Origin of the sequence: Paenibacillus sp. FSL W8-0187 (genome assembly GCF_037969755.1) — a bacterium.
Taxonomy (GTDB): domain Bacteria; phylum Bacillota; class Bacilli; order Paenibacillales; family Paenibacillaceae; genus Paenibacillus_AQ.
This window is the reverse complement of sequence record NZ_CP150206.1, coordinates 1,710,337-1,726,683: the sequence shown is the minus strand read 5'-3', so window position 1 is coordinate 1,726,683 and position 16,347 is coordinate 1,710,337. Positions and strand designations below refer to the sequence as shown.

Annotated in this window: 17 protein-coding genes; 6 read left to right on the top strand and 11 right to left on the bottom strand. The window is 51.3% G+C overall.

Annotation, left to right across the window (positions count from 1 at the left end):
- Positions 1-49: 49 nt before the first annotated feature.
- From mmsB to chvE, 3 genes are read right to left on the bottom strand one after another with little or no spacing between them, the layout of a single operon-like run.
- The gene (gene mmsB, locus MKY48_RS07420; protein ID WP_076323005.1) at positions 50-1,216 is read right to left on the bottom strand and encodes a multiple monosaccharide ABC transporter permease; all 1,167 of its coding nucleotides are present in this window, start codon (positions 1,214-1,216) and stop codon (positions 50-52) included.
- 2 nt (positions 1,217-1,218) lie between these two features.
- Positions 1,219-2,751 (bottom strand): multiple monosaccharide ABC transporter ATP-binding protein, encoded by a 1,533-nt coding sequence (gene mmsA / locus MKY48_RS07415; RefSeq protein WP_339292636.1) that lies wholly within the window; start codon positions 2,749-2,751, stop codon positions 1,219-1,221.
- Between the two features lie 42 nt (positions 2,752-2,793).
- The gene (gene chvE / locus MKY48_RS07410) at positions 2,794-3,879 is read right to left on the bottom strand and encodes a multiple monosaccharide ABC transporter substrate-binding protein (RefSeq protein WP_339271262.1); all 1,086 of its coding nucleotides are present in this window, start codon (positions 3,877-3,879) and stop codon (positions 2,794-2,796) included.
- A 514-nt stretch (positions 3,880-4,393) separates the two neighbouring features.
- On the opposite strand from chvE, the gene MKY48_RS07405 reads away from it, so the two are divergent.
- The gene (locus MKY48_RS07405; protein ID WP_339292635.1) at positions 4,394-4,528 is read left to right on the top strand and encodes a transposase; all 135 of its coding nucleotides are present in this window, start codon (positions 4,394-4,396) and stop codon (positions 4,526-4,528) included.
- On the opposite strand, the gene MKY48_RS07400 is transcribed toward MKY48_RS07405, so the two are convergent.
- The 5 genes from MKY48_RS07400 to MKY48_RS07380 all read right to left on the bottom strand — a co-directional run bounded on the left by MKY48_RS07400 (position 4,482) and on the right by MKY48_RS07380 (position 9,750).
- Entirely contained in the window at positions 4,482-4,685 is a 204-nt protein-coding gene (locus MKY48_RS07400; protein ID WP_339293579.1) for a hypothetical protein, read from the bottom strand. The two genes, MKY48_RS07405 and MKY48_RS07400, sit on opposite strands and share 47 nt — an antisense overlap.
- Positions 4,686-4,780: 95 nt before the next feature.
- Complete coding sequence (locus tag MKY48_RS07395; protein ID WP_339292634.1) at positions 4,781-5,995, bottom strand: response regulator; 1,215 nt, start codon at positions 5,993-5,995, stop codon at positions 4,781-4,783.
- Positions 5,992-7,926, bottom strand: coding sequence for a sensor histidine kinase (locus MKY48_RS07390; RefSeq protein WP_339293480.1), 1,935 nt, complete (start codon positions 7,924-7,926; stop codon positions 5,992-5,994). Before MKY48_RS07390 ends, MKY48_RS07395 begins: the two co-directional genes overlap by 4 nt.
- A complete protein-coding gene (locus MKY48_RS07385) occupies positions 7,916-8,923 on the bottom strand; it encodes a substrate-binding domain-containing protein (RefSeq protein ID WP_339271258.1) in 1,008 nt (335 codons plus the stop codon). The genes MKY48_RS07390 and MKY48_RS07385 overlap by 11 nt, the downstream gene beginning before the upstream one ends.
- A 227-nt stretch (positions 8,924-9,150) precedes the next feature.
- Positions 9,151-9,750 carry a TetR/AcrR family transcriptional regulator gene (locus tag MKY48_RS07380; RefSeq protein ID WP_339292633.1) on the bottom strand — a complete coding sequence of 200 codons (600 nt, stop codon included), beginning with the start codon at positions 9,748-9,750 and terminating at the stop codon, positions 9,151-9,153.
- 187 nt (positions 9,751-9,937) lie between these two features.
- Between MKY48_RS07380 and MKY48_RS07375 the strand changes: the two genes are divergently transcribed.
- Both MKY48_RS07375 and MKY48_RS07370 read left to right on the top strand, forming a co-directional pair.
- On the top strand, positions 9,938-10,648 hold the full coding sequence (locus MKY48_RS07375) for a futalosine hydrolase (protein ID WP_339292632.1): 711 nt from the start codon (positions 9,938-9,940) through the stop codon (positions 10,646-10,648).
- Positions 10,645-11,499 carry a 1,4-dihydroxy-6-naphthoate synthase gene (locus MKY48_RS07370; protein WP_339292631.1) on the top strand — a complete coding sequence of 285 codons (855 nt, stop codon included), beginning with the start codon at positions 10,645-10,647 and terminating at the stop codon, positions 11,497-11,499. The genes MKY48_RS07375 and MKY48_RS07370 overlap by 4 nt, the downstream gene beginning before the upstream one ends.
- A gap of 220 nt (positions 11,500-11,719) precedes the next feature.
- Here the strand turns inward: MKY48_RS07370 and MKY48_RS07365 are convergent, their stop codons facing one another.
- Together MKY48_RS07365 and MKY48_RS07360 are read right to left on the bottom strand one after the other, a co-directional pair.
- Positions 11,720-12,235: a mismatch-specific DNA-glycosylase gene (locus MKY48_RS07365; RefSeq protein WP_076322998.1), complete on the bottom strand. Its 516-nt coding sequence runs from the start codon at positions 12,233-12,235 to the stop codon at positions 11,720-11,722.
- Between the two features lie 44 nt (positions 12,236-12,279).
- Positions 12,280-12,783, bottom strand: coding sequence for a hypothetical protein (locus tag MKY48_RS07360; RefSeq protein ID WP_076322997.1), 504 nt, complete (start codon positions 12,781-12,783; stop codon positions 12,280-12,282).
- Positions 12,784-12,938: 155 nt separating this feature from the next.
- Between MKY48_RS07360 and MKY48_RS07355 the strand changes: the two genes are divergently transcribed.
- Positions 12,939-13,457: a sigma-70 family RNA polymerase sigma factor gene (locus MKY48_RS07355; RefSeq protein WP_076322996.1), complete on the top strand. Its 519-nt coding sequence runs from the start codon at positions 12,939-12,941 to the stop codon at positions 13,455-13,457.
- Entirely contained in the window at positions 13,454-14,470 is a 1,017-nt protein-coding gene (locus MKY48_RS07350; RefSeq protein ID WP_339292630.1) for a DUF4871 domain-containing protein, read from the top strand. The genes MKY48_RS07355 and MKY48_RS07350 overlap by 4 nt, the downstream gene beginning before the upstream one ends.
- A gap of 235 nt (positions 14,471-14,705) precedes the next feature.
- Here MKY48_RS07350 and MKY48_RS07345 read toward each other — a convergent pair whose 3' ends face one another.
- Positions 14,706-15,575 carry a DUF6612 family protein gene (locus tag MKY48_RS07345; protein WP_339292629.1) on the bottom strand — a complete coding sequence of 290 codons (870 nt, stop codon included), beginning with the start codon at positions 15,573-15,575 and terminating at the stop codon, positions 14,706-14,708.
- A gap of 127 nt (positions 15,576-15,702) precedes the next feature.
- Here MKY48_RS07345 and MKY48_RS07340 point away from each other — a divergent pair, with 127 nt between their 5' ends.
- Complete coding sequence (locus tag MKY48_RS07340) at positions 15,703-16,263, top strand: DUF1273 domain-containing protein (RefSeq protein ID WP_339292628.1); 561 nt, start codon at positions 15,703-15,705, stop codon at positions 16,261-16,263.
- The last annotated feature ends 84 nt before the right edge of the window (positions 16,264-16,347 follow it).

Sequence of the window (16,347 nt, the reverse complement as noted above, 5' to 3'; positions counted from 1 at the left end):
CAACAGATCTACCCCGGAGTCAGCCATTTATCATTTACATCGTTTTAAATTAAGCAGCACTGCTCTTCTTTTTATTGTAAATATCGAAGGCTACCGCTGCGAGCAGAACCAGACCTTTGATTCCTTGCTGCCAGTCGATGCCAAGACCTACAAGCGACATCCCGTTATTGAGCACGCCCATGACGAGACCGCCGATGATGGCACCAAAGACCGTACCGATCCCGCCGGTAGCCGAAGCGCCGCCAATGAAGCTCGCCGCGATGGCATCCAGCTCAAAGTTCGTGCCAGCTCTTGGCGTCGCCGCGTTCAAGCGGGCGGCAAAGATCAACCCGGAGATCGCTGCCATCACACCCATGTTGACGAATACCCAGAAGGTGACCTTCTTGGTTTTCACGCCGGACAGAGCCGCCGCTTTCTCGTTGCCGCCAAGCGCATAAATATGACGGCCCATCACGGTTTTGTTCATCACGAAGGAGTAGATGATGATCAACACCAATAGCAGAATCAGAATGTTCGGCAGGCCGGCATAACTGGCCAGCATGAACGTAAAGGCATTGATCACCGCCGCGATAAGTATAAGCTTCAAAAGGAACAAGCCGTTTGGCAATACTTCGAAGTTGTATTTTTTATGCGATTTTCGCTCGCGAAGCTCATTGATCAGGAAAATAACCGTAAAGACGATCCCAGCCAGAATCGCGATTAGATTGGTGCCGGTGTTACCGAAATCCGGAATAAAGCCGGAGCTCAATTTCTGGAAGCCTGAAGGAAAAGGCGCAATCGATTGACCTTCCAGCACAATCATGGTTAGACCACGGAACAACAGCATTCCCGCAAGCGTTACGATAAAGGCCGGTATCCTTACATAAGCCACCCAGAACCCCTGCCAAGCACCGATCAGGCCCCCGACGATCAGAGACACGATCACCGCAATGACCGGATGCAGCTGCATATCCACCATCATAATCGCGGCCACTGCACCGACGAAAGCAGCTACCGAACCGACCGACAAATCAATATGGCCCGTAATAATGACAAGCACCATGCCGATAGCAAGTACGAGGATATAGCTGTTCTGGAGAATCAGGTTTGTGATGTTGATCGGCTCCAGCAGCAGCCCGCCCGTAATGATCTGGAAAAATATCATAATGACAACAAGGGCGATGATCATCCCGTATTGGCGGATGTTGTTTTTGAACATTTTTTTGAGTGTTTCCATGCTTAAGCCCCTCCGTTCTTGGTCATGTATCTCATCAGGGTTTCCTGCGAAGCATGCTCTCTGCTAACCTCACCGGTTATCCGTCCCGCGCTCATGACATAAATCCGGTCGCAGATCCCTATAATCTCCGGCAGCTCCGAGGAAATGACAAGTACGCCCTTCCCCTCATCCGCCAGCTGGTTAATGATCGCGTATATCTCGTATTTGGCCCCAACGTCAATCCCCCGCGTCGGCTCATCCAGGATCAGAATGTCCGGCTCGGCATAAATCCATTTACTTAGGACGACCTTCTGCTGATTCCCCCCGCTGAGGTTTCCCGCCTTCTGGAGAATGTTCGGCGTTTTGATCTTGAGCTTCTTCCGCATGTCCTCCGCCACGAGTATTTCTTCCTTATCATCAATGACCATGTTCCTCGCAAGCTTGGACAGTCCGGTAAGCGAGATGTTGCGCTTGATATCGTCCATGAGGATCAACCCGTATTCCTTACGGTCCTCGGTCACGTAAGCTAAGCCGTTATCAATGGCTTCGGTAATGGATTGATTCCGGATTTCCTTCCCGTCTTTGCGCAGCGTTCCGGTAATATTCCGGCCGTAAGCCTTACCGAAAATACTCATCGCAAGCTCAGTCCGGCCGGAACCCATCAGCCCGGCAATGCCCACGACTTCCCCCCGGCGTATATCCATGCTCACGTTGTCAATCACTTTGCGGCCTGCTTGCAGCTCGTGATATACCGTCCAATCCTTAATCTCCAGAATGACTCCCCCGATCTTCGGTGTCCGCTCCGGATAGCGGTTCGTCAAATCCCGGCCGACCATGCCGCGGATGATCCGGTCCTCGTTCACCACGCCGCCTCTCATATCCAGCGTTTCGATGGTTTGACCGTCACGAAGAATCGTAATGGAATCCGATACCTTCGAGACCTCGTTCAATTTATGGGAAATTAGGATGCAGGAGATTCCCTGTTTCTTGAATTCCAGCATCAGCTCCAGCAAATTCTCGCTATCGTCCTCATTGAGCGCCGCCGTCGGTTCGTCCAAAATAAGCAGCTTCACCTTCTTGGATAAGGCCTTTGCAATTTCGACCAGCTGCTGCTTGCCGACGCCGATGCTGCCGACCTGTGTGTTCGGATTCTCGCTGAGTCCCACCTTATCCAGCAGCGCTTTGGCACCCATCATCGTCTCATTCCAGTTCATAATGCCCTTCTCGGCACGCTCGTTCCCCAAGTAAATGTTCTCGGCAATCGACAGATAAGGGATCAACGCAAGCTCCTGATGGATGATGACGATGCCCAGATCTTCGCTTTGCTTGATATTTTTAAATTCGCAGACGCTGCCTTTGAACAAAATATCTCCCTCATAGGAGCCGTGTGGATACACGCCGCTCAGCACTTTCATCAACGTGGATTTGCCCGCTCCGTTCTCCCCGCACAGGGAATGGATTTCACCTTCGCGAACTTTCAAATTCACGTTATCCAGCGCCTTCACCCCGGGAAACGCTTTCGTAATGTTCCGCATTTCGAGAATGTACTCTGACATCTGGCTTCACCTTCCTATCGTTTCATGTTCGCTGCCTTAAGACTATTTCAATCCGATTTCTTCCTTGGAGTAATAGCCCGTCTTCACAACCTCTTTCTCCACGTTGGAAGCATCTACGGATACAGGAGGGAGCAGATAGGCAGGCACGACCTTGATGCCGTTATCGTACGATTCGGTATCGTTGACCTCGGCTTCTTCTCCCTTCAGCACGCTCTCCGCCATCTTGACTGCCTGTTCGGCGAGCTGGCGTGTATCCTTGAACACCGTCTGGGTTTGCTCACCGGCTACGATCGATTTAATGGAGGCAAGCTCCGCATCCTGACCAGTAATGATCGGCAGGGGCTTACCTGCCGTCCCATAACCCACACCCTTGAGCGAGGAGATAATGCCAATACTAATCCCGTCGTAGGGAGACAGTACCGCATCCAGATTTTCGCTGGAATAGTTGGCGCTGATCAGGTTATCCATCCGCGACTGGGCCAAGGCCCCGTCCCAGCGCAGGGTCGCAATCTGGGCCATCGTGGTCTGCTTGCTCCGAACCACAAGCTTGCCCGAATCCATGTAAGGCTTCAGAACGGACATCGCGCCATCATAGAAAAAGTAAGCATTGTTATCGTCCGGCGATCCACCGAACAGCTCGATATTGAACGGCCCCTTCCCTTCCTTCAAGCCGAGCTTCTCTTCAATATAAGAGGCTTGTTGAACGCCGACCTGAAAGTTGTCGAATGTAGCATAATAACTCAAATGCTCGGTATTGCGGATCAACCGATCGTAGGCAATAACCTTAATTCCCTGATCATGAGCCTTCTTGATCACGTCGGTTAGCGTATTTCCATCAATTGAAGCGATGACGATGACGTCGACCCCTTTCGTAATCATGTTCTCGATTTGCGAAATCTGGTTTTCAATCACGTCCTCAGCAAATTGAAGGTCGGTTTTATATCCTTTTTCCTGAAACAGCCGCTCCATGTTCTTCCCGTCAGCCACCCAGCGCTCGGATGATTTGGTTGGCATCGCAAGGCCGACATACCCCTTATCAGCATCGCCGGTTTTGCTTTCGGCGAGGTTGCAGGCCGTCAGGGCCAAGAGCAGCACCGCGATCAGCAATCCTGGCAATCCTCTCTTCATCGGTAGTTCCCCTTTCCGAAAAATGGAATCGAGAGCGCTTACAACCGAAGGTTCGAAAAGCCTCTCTGTACTAAAAAGGATACATCCCATCGGGTGTAGGGGTCTTTCCACGAAAACAACCTTTTTTATAATTTTCATACTTTTGTTGTTTGGGTTTTACGCGAGTGTACATTGGCTGCGTAACTTTCCGGCTTAGTCACACCATGCCCCAAGCGGTTGCCGGCATCCAAAAGGGGGAGTCCCAAAAGATCTTAGATCTTGGGGGAGGCCCCCTTCTTCCTGTTAGAAGACGCTCCATGTACGAATCGTTCCTACCATCGCTGTCGCTTGTCTGGAATCGATTCGTCCTCTCCGCTACGCCGTGCGGACTGCCTACTTTTTTAGACGCAAAGAAACCGTTCTTCGGTAAAATGGAGGTGCTACCCAAACCATTTACGAAAGGAACGGTTTCTTTTGTACATTCAATATACCATGGGGCAACCCTGGCGGCAGTCTAGACAGCTACCCTCCCAAGATGCTCACCAAAGTCAACGTCTACGCTTACACACAACGGATCTACTCTTCTCGTCAGATCGCCAATGCCGTCCGCGAGAATGTCATGTTCATGTGGATTGCCGGGAGACAGCATCCGGATTTTTCGCACCACTAATCGCTTTCGTTCCGAGCGTATGAAAGACGTACTGGAGAAGATCTTCACGAGCGTGCTTCAGTTTCGCCCAGGAGAAGGTCCAGATCTGTACAGCAATTGGAGGCGAAACTGTAATCCCGGCCCAAGGACAAACCACTGAAAAAAGCGATACACTCACTCCGCAAAGATCTGCTCCCGCGTTTGCAAAAATATGAGACTCAGCAGGAAATGGCATAGGTTCGGGATATCCCCTTCATGATCCTCGCACACCGCCTACTCTTCCTGAACCGTCGCCCCTTTGCGGTACCGGTTCGGTGATACCCCCATTACTTTTTTAAAAGCCGTGCTGAAATAATGCTGGCTGTCATACCCCACCCGCTCCGCAATGTCCAAGATGCTTAGATCGGTGGAATTAAGCAGATGGATCGCCTTTTGAATCCGCGTCTGGGTCATAAGCGTAATAAAGGACGTGCCCAGTTCTTTCTTTAGCGTTCGGCTCAGATAGACCGGCGAAACCTGCAAAACTTGGGCAAATGATTCCAGCGTCAGCTCCCGAACGGCATACTGTTCCTGGATGAGCTGCCGGGCCCGCCGTACTAACGGAGACAGCTGCGCATCCTTAAACACCCCATCCCGGCAGGCCTCATAGGCTGCAGCAACCGCCCCCGCTCCTTCCGATACAAACTCCATATGAACATTGACAGTCAGCTTCAAGTACTTCTGAATGGATTGCTCGGCATCGGCTGCGATTTCCACATCCGTCTCACCCCATAAACAGATGCCAATCCATCCTGTATGATCACGGAACAAAACACAAGGAGCGGGATGGATCAGCTCGGAAATGATATTCTCCATCGCGAACAGATACAGCTGCCGGTCGCTTTCCTTCATCAAAGGCTGCGGAGCCGCCATCTCCGGCCATCTGGCGATGCCGACCTGAGTAGGCTTACTAGGAGGAAGCCCGAGAAACTCCAGCTGCTCCAGCGCCTCCTCCTCATCCAGCAGGCCATGCATCCATTCCAAGCAGAATCGTTCCCGCAGCAGCGGAATATTCTTCTCGATTTGCTCGGAGGCCTTCTTCAGATAACTCTCCTGGATTTGCCGGTCATTCAGTTCATCCCTTACGCTTCCAAGCACTCGAATCAGGTGATCCGCATTCACCGGCTTTAATATATAATCCTTAACCCCGAGCCGGATCGCTTCCTGCGCATACGCAAATTCGTCATGGCCAGTAATAATGACGAACCGGCATTCGGGACGTTCTTCCTTCATCCGCTTCATGAGCCCGATGCCGTCCATGAACGGCATATTCATATCGACCAGCATAATATCAATCGGCCGGCTGAGCGCAAGCTCCAGCGCTTCCTCGCCATCCTCCGCTTCAGCAGCCACCTCCATGCCAAGAGCGTCCCAATCCACCGCATCCCGAATTCCTTCACGGATAATCGGCTCATCGTCAGCAATCAGGACTTGATACGCTTTGTTCATAGCCTGTCTCTCCCATCATGATTGGAGGACGAAGGGGCGGTATGCAGCAGCGGATGCGTAATCATTACCGTGGTTCCCTCGTTCTCTATACTGTCAATTGCAATTCCGTACTCATCGCCGAACGTTAGCTTGATGCGTGCCTGCACATTCAGCATGCCATAGCTGCGACTTTCGCCTACCCTTTCTCCCGGAGTCGTCTCCATGGCCGTTACCGGATCGGCAAGCTGATTGCGAAGCGTCTCCAGCTGCTCCTTGGACATACCTGCCCCGTCGTCTTGTACGGCAAGCACCAGCACATTCCCCTCGACATCAGCTTTGATCCAGATTCGCCCCGGTCCTCTCCGGGCCTTAATGCCGTGGTATATCGCGTTTTCCACCACCGGCTGCAGAAGGAGCTTCAGCACGTATAATTTCTCAGCCTCAGGCGAAAGCTCCATCTCAACCTGCAGCCTGTCGCGGTAACGCGTCTTCTGTATCTGCAAGTAGCTGCTGATATGCATCCATTCGTCGGACATGGAGATGATATCATCCCCTTTGCTGAGTCCGATCCGAAACAGCCTCGACAAGGATTCCACCAGATCCGATACATCGTCCGCCCCTTTCTTGCGGGCCATCCAATGGATCGTATCCAGTGTGTTGTACAGAAAATGCGGCTTAATGTGGGCCTGTAGGCTGCGCAGCTCCGCTTCGCGCTTCTGCTTCTCCCGGAGCTCGCTCAGCTTCATCAACTTGCGGATCTGCAGAAGCATGCGGTTAAAGCTGCGTCCAAGCATGCCCACCTCATCCTGACGGTTTCCCCAGTAACGGGTCGTCAAATCCCCGGATTCTGCTTTTTGCATGAAGGACATGAGTTGCCAGATCGGTCTGGATATCGACTGTGAAAGCGTGTAGGATGCAGCTATACCAAACAAGCACACCACAAACAAGAAACAAATCATATAAAATCGAATCTCTCGGACCTCATACACCGATTCGCTGGTTGGAAATACGCCGATCGTCCGCCAGCCGGTAAAGGAGGAGGTGCCGTATATCAATTGCAGCCGCTCTCCGTTCGACTCACGGATGAAAGCACCGCTGTCCTCTTCCGGAAACCACGAAGGCGGTATGGACGGAATGATGGAATCCTCCGGCTTATAGATGCTGGAGCCGCTGGGTTCGGCCACCATCAAATATCCGCTTTTTCCAAGCGTGACATCCCGGACCGCTCTCGCAACCGCCCGCAGCTTCAAATCGATCAATACCGCTCCGGTTACTTCCCTCGTATCCGGATTCACAAACGAGCGAACGACCGACACCAACTCCTCATTGCCATAATGAACATGGGTGGTGACGTTACGATCTGCCGGATGCCCGAGCACTGTAAAGATTCCTTCATTTGAGGCAGCCTCAAGGTACCAAGCTTCCTCCGTCAAGCTGGCGGGACCGCGCGCATACATTTCGTTACTGATGTATTCCCCGTCGCGATTGACCAGAAGAATGGAGGCGATTTCCGGGTACAGCGTCGTGAAGCCTTGAAGATACCGCTTAATCTCATAATTTTCCTCATTGTCCTGCTTCACCGAGAACGACTGCAGGCCGGAATTACCCGTATCTTCGGTTCCTGCGGCCGGCTTATCCCCTTGGATTTCCCCTTGCAGAAATCGCTCCGTGCGCGGGTCAAATCCGATCAAATACGTAATGTTCTGGAGATTCTCCATATCATTGTCCAAAGTCTGATTGACCTTTCCGATCAATTGAATGGTGTTCGAGGTTACCTGCTGATCCACAATGCGGTTAACCGTCCAATTGACGAGGACGCCCAGCGCGATTGAGGGCAGGATGCCAACCATAAGGAACAAGATGACCAACTTGTATCTCAGCGGTAAATCCCCGAACCGCAGCCACCGCGAGATGCCTTCGCGCCAGGATTCCGCTCTGATCCTATTTTGCATAATAGTCATTCACATTCTCTCGGGTCACAATCGAGATCCCGGTGTCCACCCTTGTCGGAAGTGGAGACACGTCATTGCCGAGCGTCGGGGCCGGTACGGTAAGACCATGATGCAGATGAAATAAATACTGCAGCGACCAATAGCCCATGTTCCACGTCCCCTGAGCGATCGTTGCCGCGATGGTTCCATCGGAAATCCGGTCCAGCGTCCCTTTATTTGTATCGAATCCGATGATGGTAATCCGATCCGCTTTATTCGCGCCGATAACAGCATCCGCCACGCCCATTCCGCCGCTGGCCTCCGTTACGAAGATCCCTTTGAGATCCGGGTGCTTGTCCAGCATGTCTGCAGCAGCCTCTTTGGCAACGAGGGTATCCCCTTTACCTTCCCTGATCTCCACCACGGACATGCCCGGATATCGCTGTGCTAAAGTGTCCCTGAAGCCTTCGGAACGGTCATCATGATTCTGCTGCCCGGGCTGGGTAACAATCCCGATCTCCCCTTCCCGGCCGAGAAGCTGCGCCATTTTGTCCGCGGCCGCAACGCCAGCGTTGTAATTATTGGTCGCCAGGAAAGAATAGGCCTTACTGTCAGGTGCATCCGCATCGAACAGCACGACGGGTATTCCAGCTTCCACGGCTTTATTAATTGTCGACGTCAGCGCTTTGGAATCGATGGCCGACAAGGCGATACCGGCAGGTTTTTTGGCAATCACTTGTTCCAGAACGGTGATCTGTTCCTCCACGTCATATTGTGTAGAGCCTCGGTAATCGACAGTTACGCCCAGAGCATCCCCTCCATCCTCGAAGCCCTTTAAAATATTTTTCCAATATTCCATGCCGGATTGAAAAGTCACCATGACATAATTCTCCCCAATGCTGCCGTGCAGGCCGCCTTCCTCCCAAGCAGAAGAACGCTTGTCCTCCAGTCTGTACATGAACACATAGGTAAGAAAAGCCAATAGAAGCGCACCGTACACCAGCATCATCTTCTTCATGATTAAAACCCCCGATTCCTTGATCCTTCGTTCGCCATTTCCAGTTGCAATCGGTTACATAACGTATAATGAATATACTGCAATTCTTTGAAAAAGATCAAACCCTTGCTGGAATTCGGCTCTGGTCAACAGCAAAAAACAGGCCGTCCACGGTTAACCCTAACCATATCACTGCCTGCTTCTGATATTTTAATTATCTTTATTTTTATACATTAAATTTCATTGCCTTATGTAGCCCGCTTAGCCGGATAAATGCTGATGCCGTGCATAAATAAACTTACCACGTGACGCGCAAGATCCTCAGGAGTCCGCTTGCCTGTCAGAAGCTGCTGTGAGGTTAGTCTTTCAATGACGCCAACCAAGCACTCCGCAACGATGTGCATATCGAAATCTCCGTCAAAGTACCCGTCCCGCTGCTCAGCTTTCAGATTTTGCTCAATCATGGCTACCATTTCAGACTTTACGATGACAGCGTCATCCCCAATGAAAAAACCAATTTGTGTCAGGTCCGAATCTTTGCCAAGAAACGCGAACAACCCCGTCAGCACGCTCTGCAAACGACCGGTTACATGCTCCTCATCAATTCCGCTTTCCAATCTGCTTCCCTCGAGCAGGATCTTGAGCTCAGAGCGAAATTTCTCCACCAACTCCTTGAAAACGGCTTCTTTGCTTTCAAAATACAAATAGAATGACGGCTGCGTCAATCCAGCCCGGGAAACGATGGTGCTGATCTTGGTCTGATGGTATCCTGACTTTGCAAATTCATTGGCAGCGACAATCAGTAGTCTAGCCCGGCTTTCTTGTCCGTTCGCACCCTTCTTACGCAAAGCTATCCAACCTCCGAATCTAATCATGATGTATGTAAGTTACCGTTCATTATACTCTATATCGGAAAGTTACTGCTACACATAAAGTCCAGTCTTAACATGCACGAGACTTTACATCGCATCAAGAACGTTATAACGTAAAAGGATAACGATGTTTATCGTTACAGCCAATAAGGAGATTAATAACATGCAGAAACATACCCAATCCAACTCGGTGGATATGACCGAGTCACATAACTTGCCAGCCCCGTCTTCCAAGCGCGTGCTTATTGTTACGGCAGTCGATGCCGAAAAAGAAGCCGTGCAACGCGGGCTTAAGCGCGCACATGGATTTGATGTCATCGCGGGTGGAGTCGGTCCCGCGGCTACCGCTGCTGCGACTGCCCGCCAGCTGATTCAAGGCACCTATGATTTCGTTGTCAGCGCAGGTATCGCCGGAGGATTTGCCGGCCAGGCTGAGGTTAGCTCCATCGTCATTGCGGACACCATCATTGCCGCTGATCTCGGTTCTGAAACCGAAGACGGCTTCAGCAGCGTCCAGGAGCTTGGCTTCGGAATGGATCGGGTGCAGGCAGATCCAGCTTCTGCCCGCAAACTTGCGGAGGCCTTAAAGATTGCTGGCGCAGCCGTAACCCTCGGGCCCGTCCTGACGGTCTCCACCACGACAGGAACAGCAGCTACGGCCGCACGCCTCCTCCATCGGGTGCCGGACGCCGCAGCCGAGGCGATGGAGGGTTTCGGCGTGGCGACCGCTGCCGATGCAGCCGGTGTGCCCGTGCTCGAAATCCGTTCCATATCCAATCAGGTCGGCCCGCGGGACCGCAGTGCATGGAAGATCAAGGAGGCCCTGCAGGCGCTTGAGACCGCAAGTTCATTACTACCGGAGGTGTTACGATGAAAATCGCTTTTTCCCCTTGCCCCAACGACACATTTGTCTTTCATGCCTGGGTTCATGGTCTTATTCCCGGTGCTCCCGAGCTTGATGTATCCTATGCGGATATCGATATCACCAATCACTGGGCAGCCGAAGATCGAGAACATGATATCTTAAAAATATCCTATGCCGCGCTGCCCTGGGTGCTGGATGAATATGCCCTCCTGCCCTGCGGGGGAGCACTTGGTCGCGGATGCGGACCGCTCGTTCTGACAGCGGACAAGCTCACGGACGGAAAAACACCAGCCAGCCCTGCAGATTTGTCCGGCCGGCGGGTAGCCGTTCCGAGCGAGCGCTCCACTGCTTATCTGTTGTTTCGCCTGTGGGCCGCCCAAAACGTACCCGGAGGACTCGGCGAAATCGTGGTGATGCCGTTTGACCAGATCATGCCGGCTGTCCGCGACGGTGCCATCGATGCCGGACTGGTCATTCACGAAGCGCGATTCACGTACCCGTCCTACGGATTGAAGCTGATGACCGATCTCGGCAGCTGGTGGGAAACCGATACGAATCTGCCGATCCCGCTGGGAGCGATTGTGGCCCGAAGGTCGCTGGATCTGGCCAGCATCTCGAGCTGGATCCGCTCCTCGGTCGAATACGCCTGGGAACATCCTGAAGACTCTCGGGCGTATGTCCTCCAACACGCTCAGGAAATGGACCCGGATGTCGCCGATGCCCACATTGACTTGTATGTCAATCCATTTACCGCAGAGCTGGGCGAAGACGGCTATGCCGCTATTTCAGCTCTGCTGAACCGTGCAGCCGATGAAGGGCTTGTGCCGCGGATCGATCCTGCACTGTTGAAGCGTCCATAATATGGCGACCTAACCCTAAAGTATATTCTCAATAGATGTACTTTCAATAGAAGAAAAACTACAAATAGAATTTTCTTGCGGTAATCAGAAGATTTAGCTTCCGCTGAAAGCTTATGTATTCTATGTTCAAAGAGGAGCACCAGGAGTCCGACAAATCGGGTCTCCTGGACGCTCCTCTTTTTCATGATCCTCATGAATCGTTCTTGTCCAACTCCTCTGTTCAGAACTCATGCCTCGATATAAAATCATGCAATCGTCGATAAATTTCGATAATCTCATCCATGGGCATTCGTACCAGTCCACTGGAAGAAGGAGCAACAAACTCATGAACGCCGTCCACGACGGAGTCCTGCTGAATTCCCCAATCCGCTTTTGCTTTACCGCTAAATTCGGTGTACACGCCCTTGCCAACAAAGCAAGCAACCTCCGGTCTGTACTCCGCCAGCTTCTCCCGCAGCGTTTCTCTTCCGAGTTTGTACTCTTCGCGGGTAATGTCTTCGGCCCCCCGTGTAGGCCTGGCCACAATATTGGTAAACCCATACCCCAGTTTAAGCAATTCCCCATCCTCCGAGGCATCATATAAGCGAGGGGTCAACCCGGATTTATGCAGAATCCTCCAAAAATTGTTGCGGGGGTTGGCATAATGATGTCCGACCTCCCCCGATCGTAAACTAGGATTAAATCCGATAAAAACAACAGTCAATCCATAATCGAGATGATCGCTGACTTCGTTCATTCTGACTCCTCCTATCATCGTCTTATTCTGGGTTAACCTAAAACTTAATGAGAGCTCGATGCGGCAGCGCTGTTGTTGCGTTTGCGTATTTGGTGAATGCCCATCACCACGGTCACGAGTTCCCAATCTCCAAGGACGTCGCTCTCATTCTCCAGCAGATAGGCTCCGGCCTGAAGCCAGCCGCTAATACGGGAAAAATGGGCGATTCCCCTTCCGGTACCATCCATTATTTCATATTCATTGGAAAAAGCAGGCGAAGTGATCTCGTATACGCCCCGCGATCCCGCGTTGTATTCAAATTTTTTCGTAAAAAAGCTCATACGCATACGCAGCACGCCCAGCTCTTCCCCGCTGCCGCTCACGATATGCCACTTGTTGGAGAAGAAACGAAACGAGCCGCTGCATACCGGATCTCCCGTAGCGTTATACACGTCCAGCGAGGAACCGAAAGCACTCTTCAAATCCAGACTTCCTATTACACTGCCTTCCCTATCCATAATATCTGTTATACCCGAGCTAAAAAAGTTATCCTTAAAATATAAATGCATACGCCTTCCCCCCTTCCTCGATTCCTTGCATACCTGTTACTCATTACAACGATTTGCACGTTAAATTGTTTCAATTTTTTGGGGGGAATCTGGGAACCAATCCTATGTTCAATTGTCTAATATTTGAGGTGATGTGATTGGAGTACCTGAAACAAATGGTGGCCGTAAATGAAGCAAGCACGGTGCTGAGCGATTTAATGGAGTCCTTCGGCCAGGACGTGTGGAACTATGCGTTCTTCCTAACAAAACGCAAAGATGCGGCTGATGATATCAGTCAGGACGTATTCTTGAGTGCATTTAAGCACTGGAATGAGTTTCAGGGCCGAAGTTCTGTAAAAACATGGCTGTTAACCATCACCCGTAACCTTTCCCTGAACTATCTCAAATCTTCCTTTATGACGAGGGTGTCTTTAACCGGCTGGGTAACCTCCAAGCAGACTGAACCCTCTGCGGAAAAAGAGTTTATGGATGCTGCTGCCGTATCGCAGATTTGGAAATACGTGATGGAGCTGCCGCCCAAATACCGCGAGGTGCTCATCCTTGAATCCCATTACCAGCTGCCGCGAAAAGAAATGGCGGAGCTGCTCGGCATATCCGAAGGAACGATCAAATCCAGACTGCACCGGGCTCGCGCCCGAATGGAGAAGCTGTTGAAAGGAGAGGATGTCCAGTGAAGACCGAACAAGAACTGCCGCCCGATTGGATACAGGAACTCGCTTCTTCTCCATTCAACGAGCCGATGTTCACCGAGAAGATGAAATCCAGTGTAATGAACAGCGCTGCTAACGGCTCTGTAAAGAAGGGTCGAAAAAAGCGGAAATCTCCAACTCGTCTGCGTATAACCGCAAGTGCATTCATAATTCTTCTAATAGCGGCGGTATGGGGATGGCGCGAGTCCCCTGCGCTTCAACGGATGATCCCGATCCAGGGCTTGGGATATGCTGCCAAGTGGACTCCTCGCAGCGTATACACGGAGGATGGGGTGGATAAACTTCAGGCATTTCCGGGTGGGGATTATGCCGCGGGCTCTCCGGCCGGTGCCTGGTGGAATCTGCTAACCCCGGTCCAAGAGCTTGAAGGGAAAACGATCCACATAACCGCCGTACACCGGGATACGGGAACTACCCTTGAAGAACTTGTCGAGACGGAGATTACCTCCGATATGGCTTACGATAACTTCACCCGGGTTTCTTCCCGCTTTGCCCTGCCGCTCTCCGGGTTATGGCGATTCGACGTGATGGTGGATCAGGAGAAATACGGCGATATCGTGGTCGATATGCCGGACAGCAGCTGGGAGCCGAGTCCGAGCTTCGTTTCGGCTGCTTCTGAAGACCCGGTGGAGGCGATGCTGTCCTCCCAGTTTCCTCCCACTGAAATGACCGGCATTAAGGGACATCTCGGCTTTATTGATCCTGGGTTTATCTCAGGTCACCCCAATAAATATATGTGGCACTTTTGGGGAAGCAAAGAGGAATTAACGGGGGATCTGGTCATCACTGCCGTGAAACAAAATTCGTCAAAGATCATCGATGTATTTAAATCTCGCGTCACTCCTTATCCTCATAATGGCGCCGATGCCTCATTGCCGACAACGATGTCACTTCCTTCGCCTGGACTGTGGCGCATTATGGTCTCGATCAACGGTCAATTGTTCGGCAGCGTCATTGTCGAAGTTGCTAAACCATAAATTTGGCGGTGCCCAAAGATACATGAGCCGCTGGCCGTTAACCCAAGCACGCCTCACGGCAAGCCTCCTAGTCAAACAACGGAGGAAGCCGTTGCCTTGACCCTACCGTTGAAATGAAATTGTTCTCATCAAATAAGGCTGCCTCGGTCTGTAGAACATCTACAGAACCGGGGCAGCCTCTTCATGAGGAATATCAATCATTTCATATTCCGCTTATTTCATCAGTCAAATAGCATTATTCCGCATTCAATGCTTCCTTCGGAACTTCGATCTTGCTGATTTCGTTATGCTTGGAGTAAGTACTCTTCATTTTCATATCCAAGGATACCTTCTGACCTTCGGCTTCCATTGCCATTACCATGTCCAAATCGGTTGTTACAGGCAAGTAAGATTCCTTCTGTACGCCATAAACAATATGGATGCTCTTGATATCCATTTGATCCATCATGGCTTCCATCTGCGGATCGTTGCCCGCTTGGCTCATCATGGACTTGGCAAGCTCCTTCAGATTGTCGCCGGAGACATCCGCCGTCAGAACGTATGAGTCTCCGTCCTCCGTTACTTTGAAGTCCTTAGCGAGAGTCTTGAACTGCTCTAACTGCTGCTCCGGACTTGCACTGCTCGGATCCAGGCTGTCGCGGATCTCCTGCTCCGATTCCTTCGGAACCTGCATCCATTGACCATCCATAAGCATGTAGATACCGTCTTCCGTTATATACTGCTTCATCTCGATCTTGCCTTCCGGAGAATCCATCACGATGTTCTGCATCATCTCCACCGGCTCGAGCGTAAGTTCCGAATCAAGCGCCATATTAACATCTTGCTCCTGCTTCTCATCGCCTTCAACTACGATATGCTGTTTAACATCGGCTTTCATCGCAAAACTCTTCAAATTCTTAGAAGCTTCAGCCGCCTTCTGAAGAAGCTCGTCAGCAGTTGGAAGAGCATCCTTCTTCGGTTCTTCTTTAGCAGGCGGCGTCTCGCTCGTCCCTTGTTCCGCTGCTGGCGGTGTTGCGGCGTCGTCTGCTGCTTTGTTGTCCTTTCCGCATGCTGTCATGCTCATTACCAAAATTGCCCCTAGTAATACTGCTGTCCACTTCTTCAATCGAATTTCCTCCTAAAATATGTATTCCAAGATTACTCATCCCATTCTATACGATCTGCGACAAATATTGATCAATTTTTCAGAAAACGGTACACTAGACCTATTCTTTGTCAGGGAGTGTGCACAATTGGAAAACATTCTTGTTACCGGATATCGAGCTCATGAACTCGGTATTTACAACAACAAACACCAAGGCATTCCTTATATACGTCAAGCGATTGCCAACCGCTTGATTCCGCTGCTCGAGGAAGGTCTTCAGTGGGTTATCACGCCCGGTCAGTATGGCGTGGACCTGTGGGCCGTTGAAGCAGCTATAGAACTAAAGTCCCGATACCCTCACCTGAGATGCTCTATTCTGACCGCCTATCAGAATCCCGAGGCGCAATGGAACGACGATAAAAAAGCTTATTTTCAGGAATTGATGAAGGGGGTAGACTTCTATGCGCCTGTCAGCAAGAGCCCCTATCAGGGGCCGTGGCAATTTACGGCCAGAGACGATCTGTTACTCCGCAAGACCGATGGCATTCTGCTCGTGTATGACGAAGATGGCGGCGAAGCCAGCCCCAAGTTCATCAAAGAACGTGCGCTGAAGAAGCAGACAGCGGACGGTTACCGCTTCATCAGCATCGGTTCAGAGGAGATACAGGCTGTTGCAGACGAAGAGAACATGTCGCAGGATTTTTACTAGGCTTGCTGCTCCCCGGTTACCACTTCGATCCGCCAGAAGAGTTCCCTGCTGGCGAATCTCCCCAGCTAGAACCGCCAGAGGAGC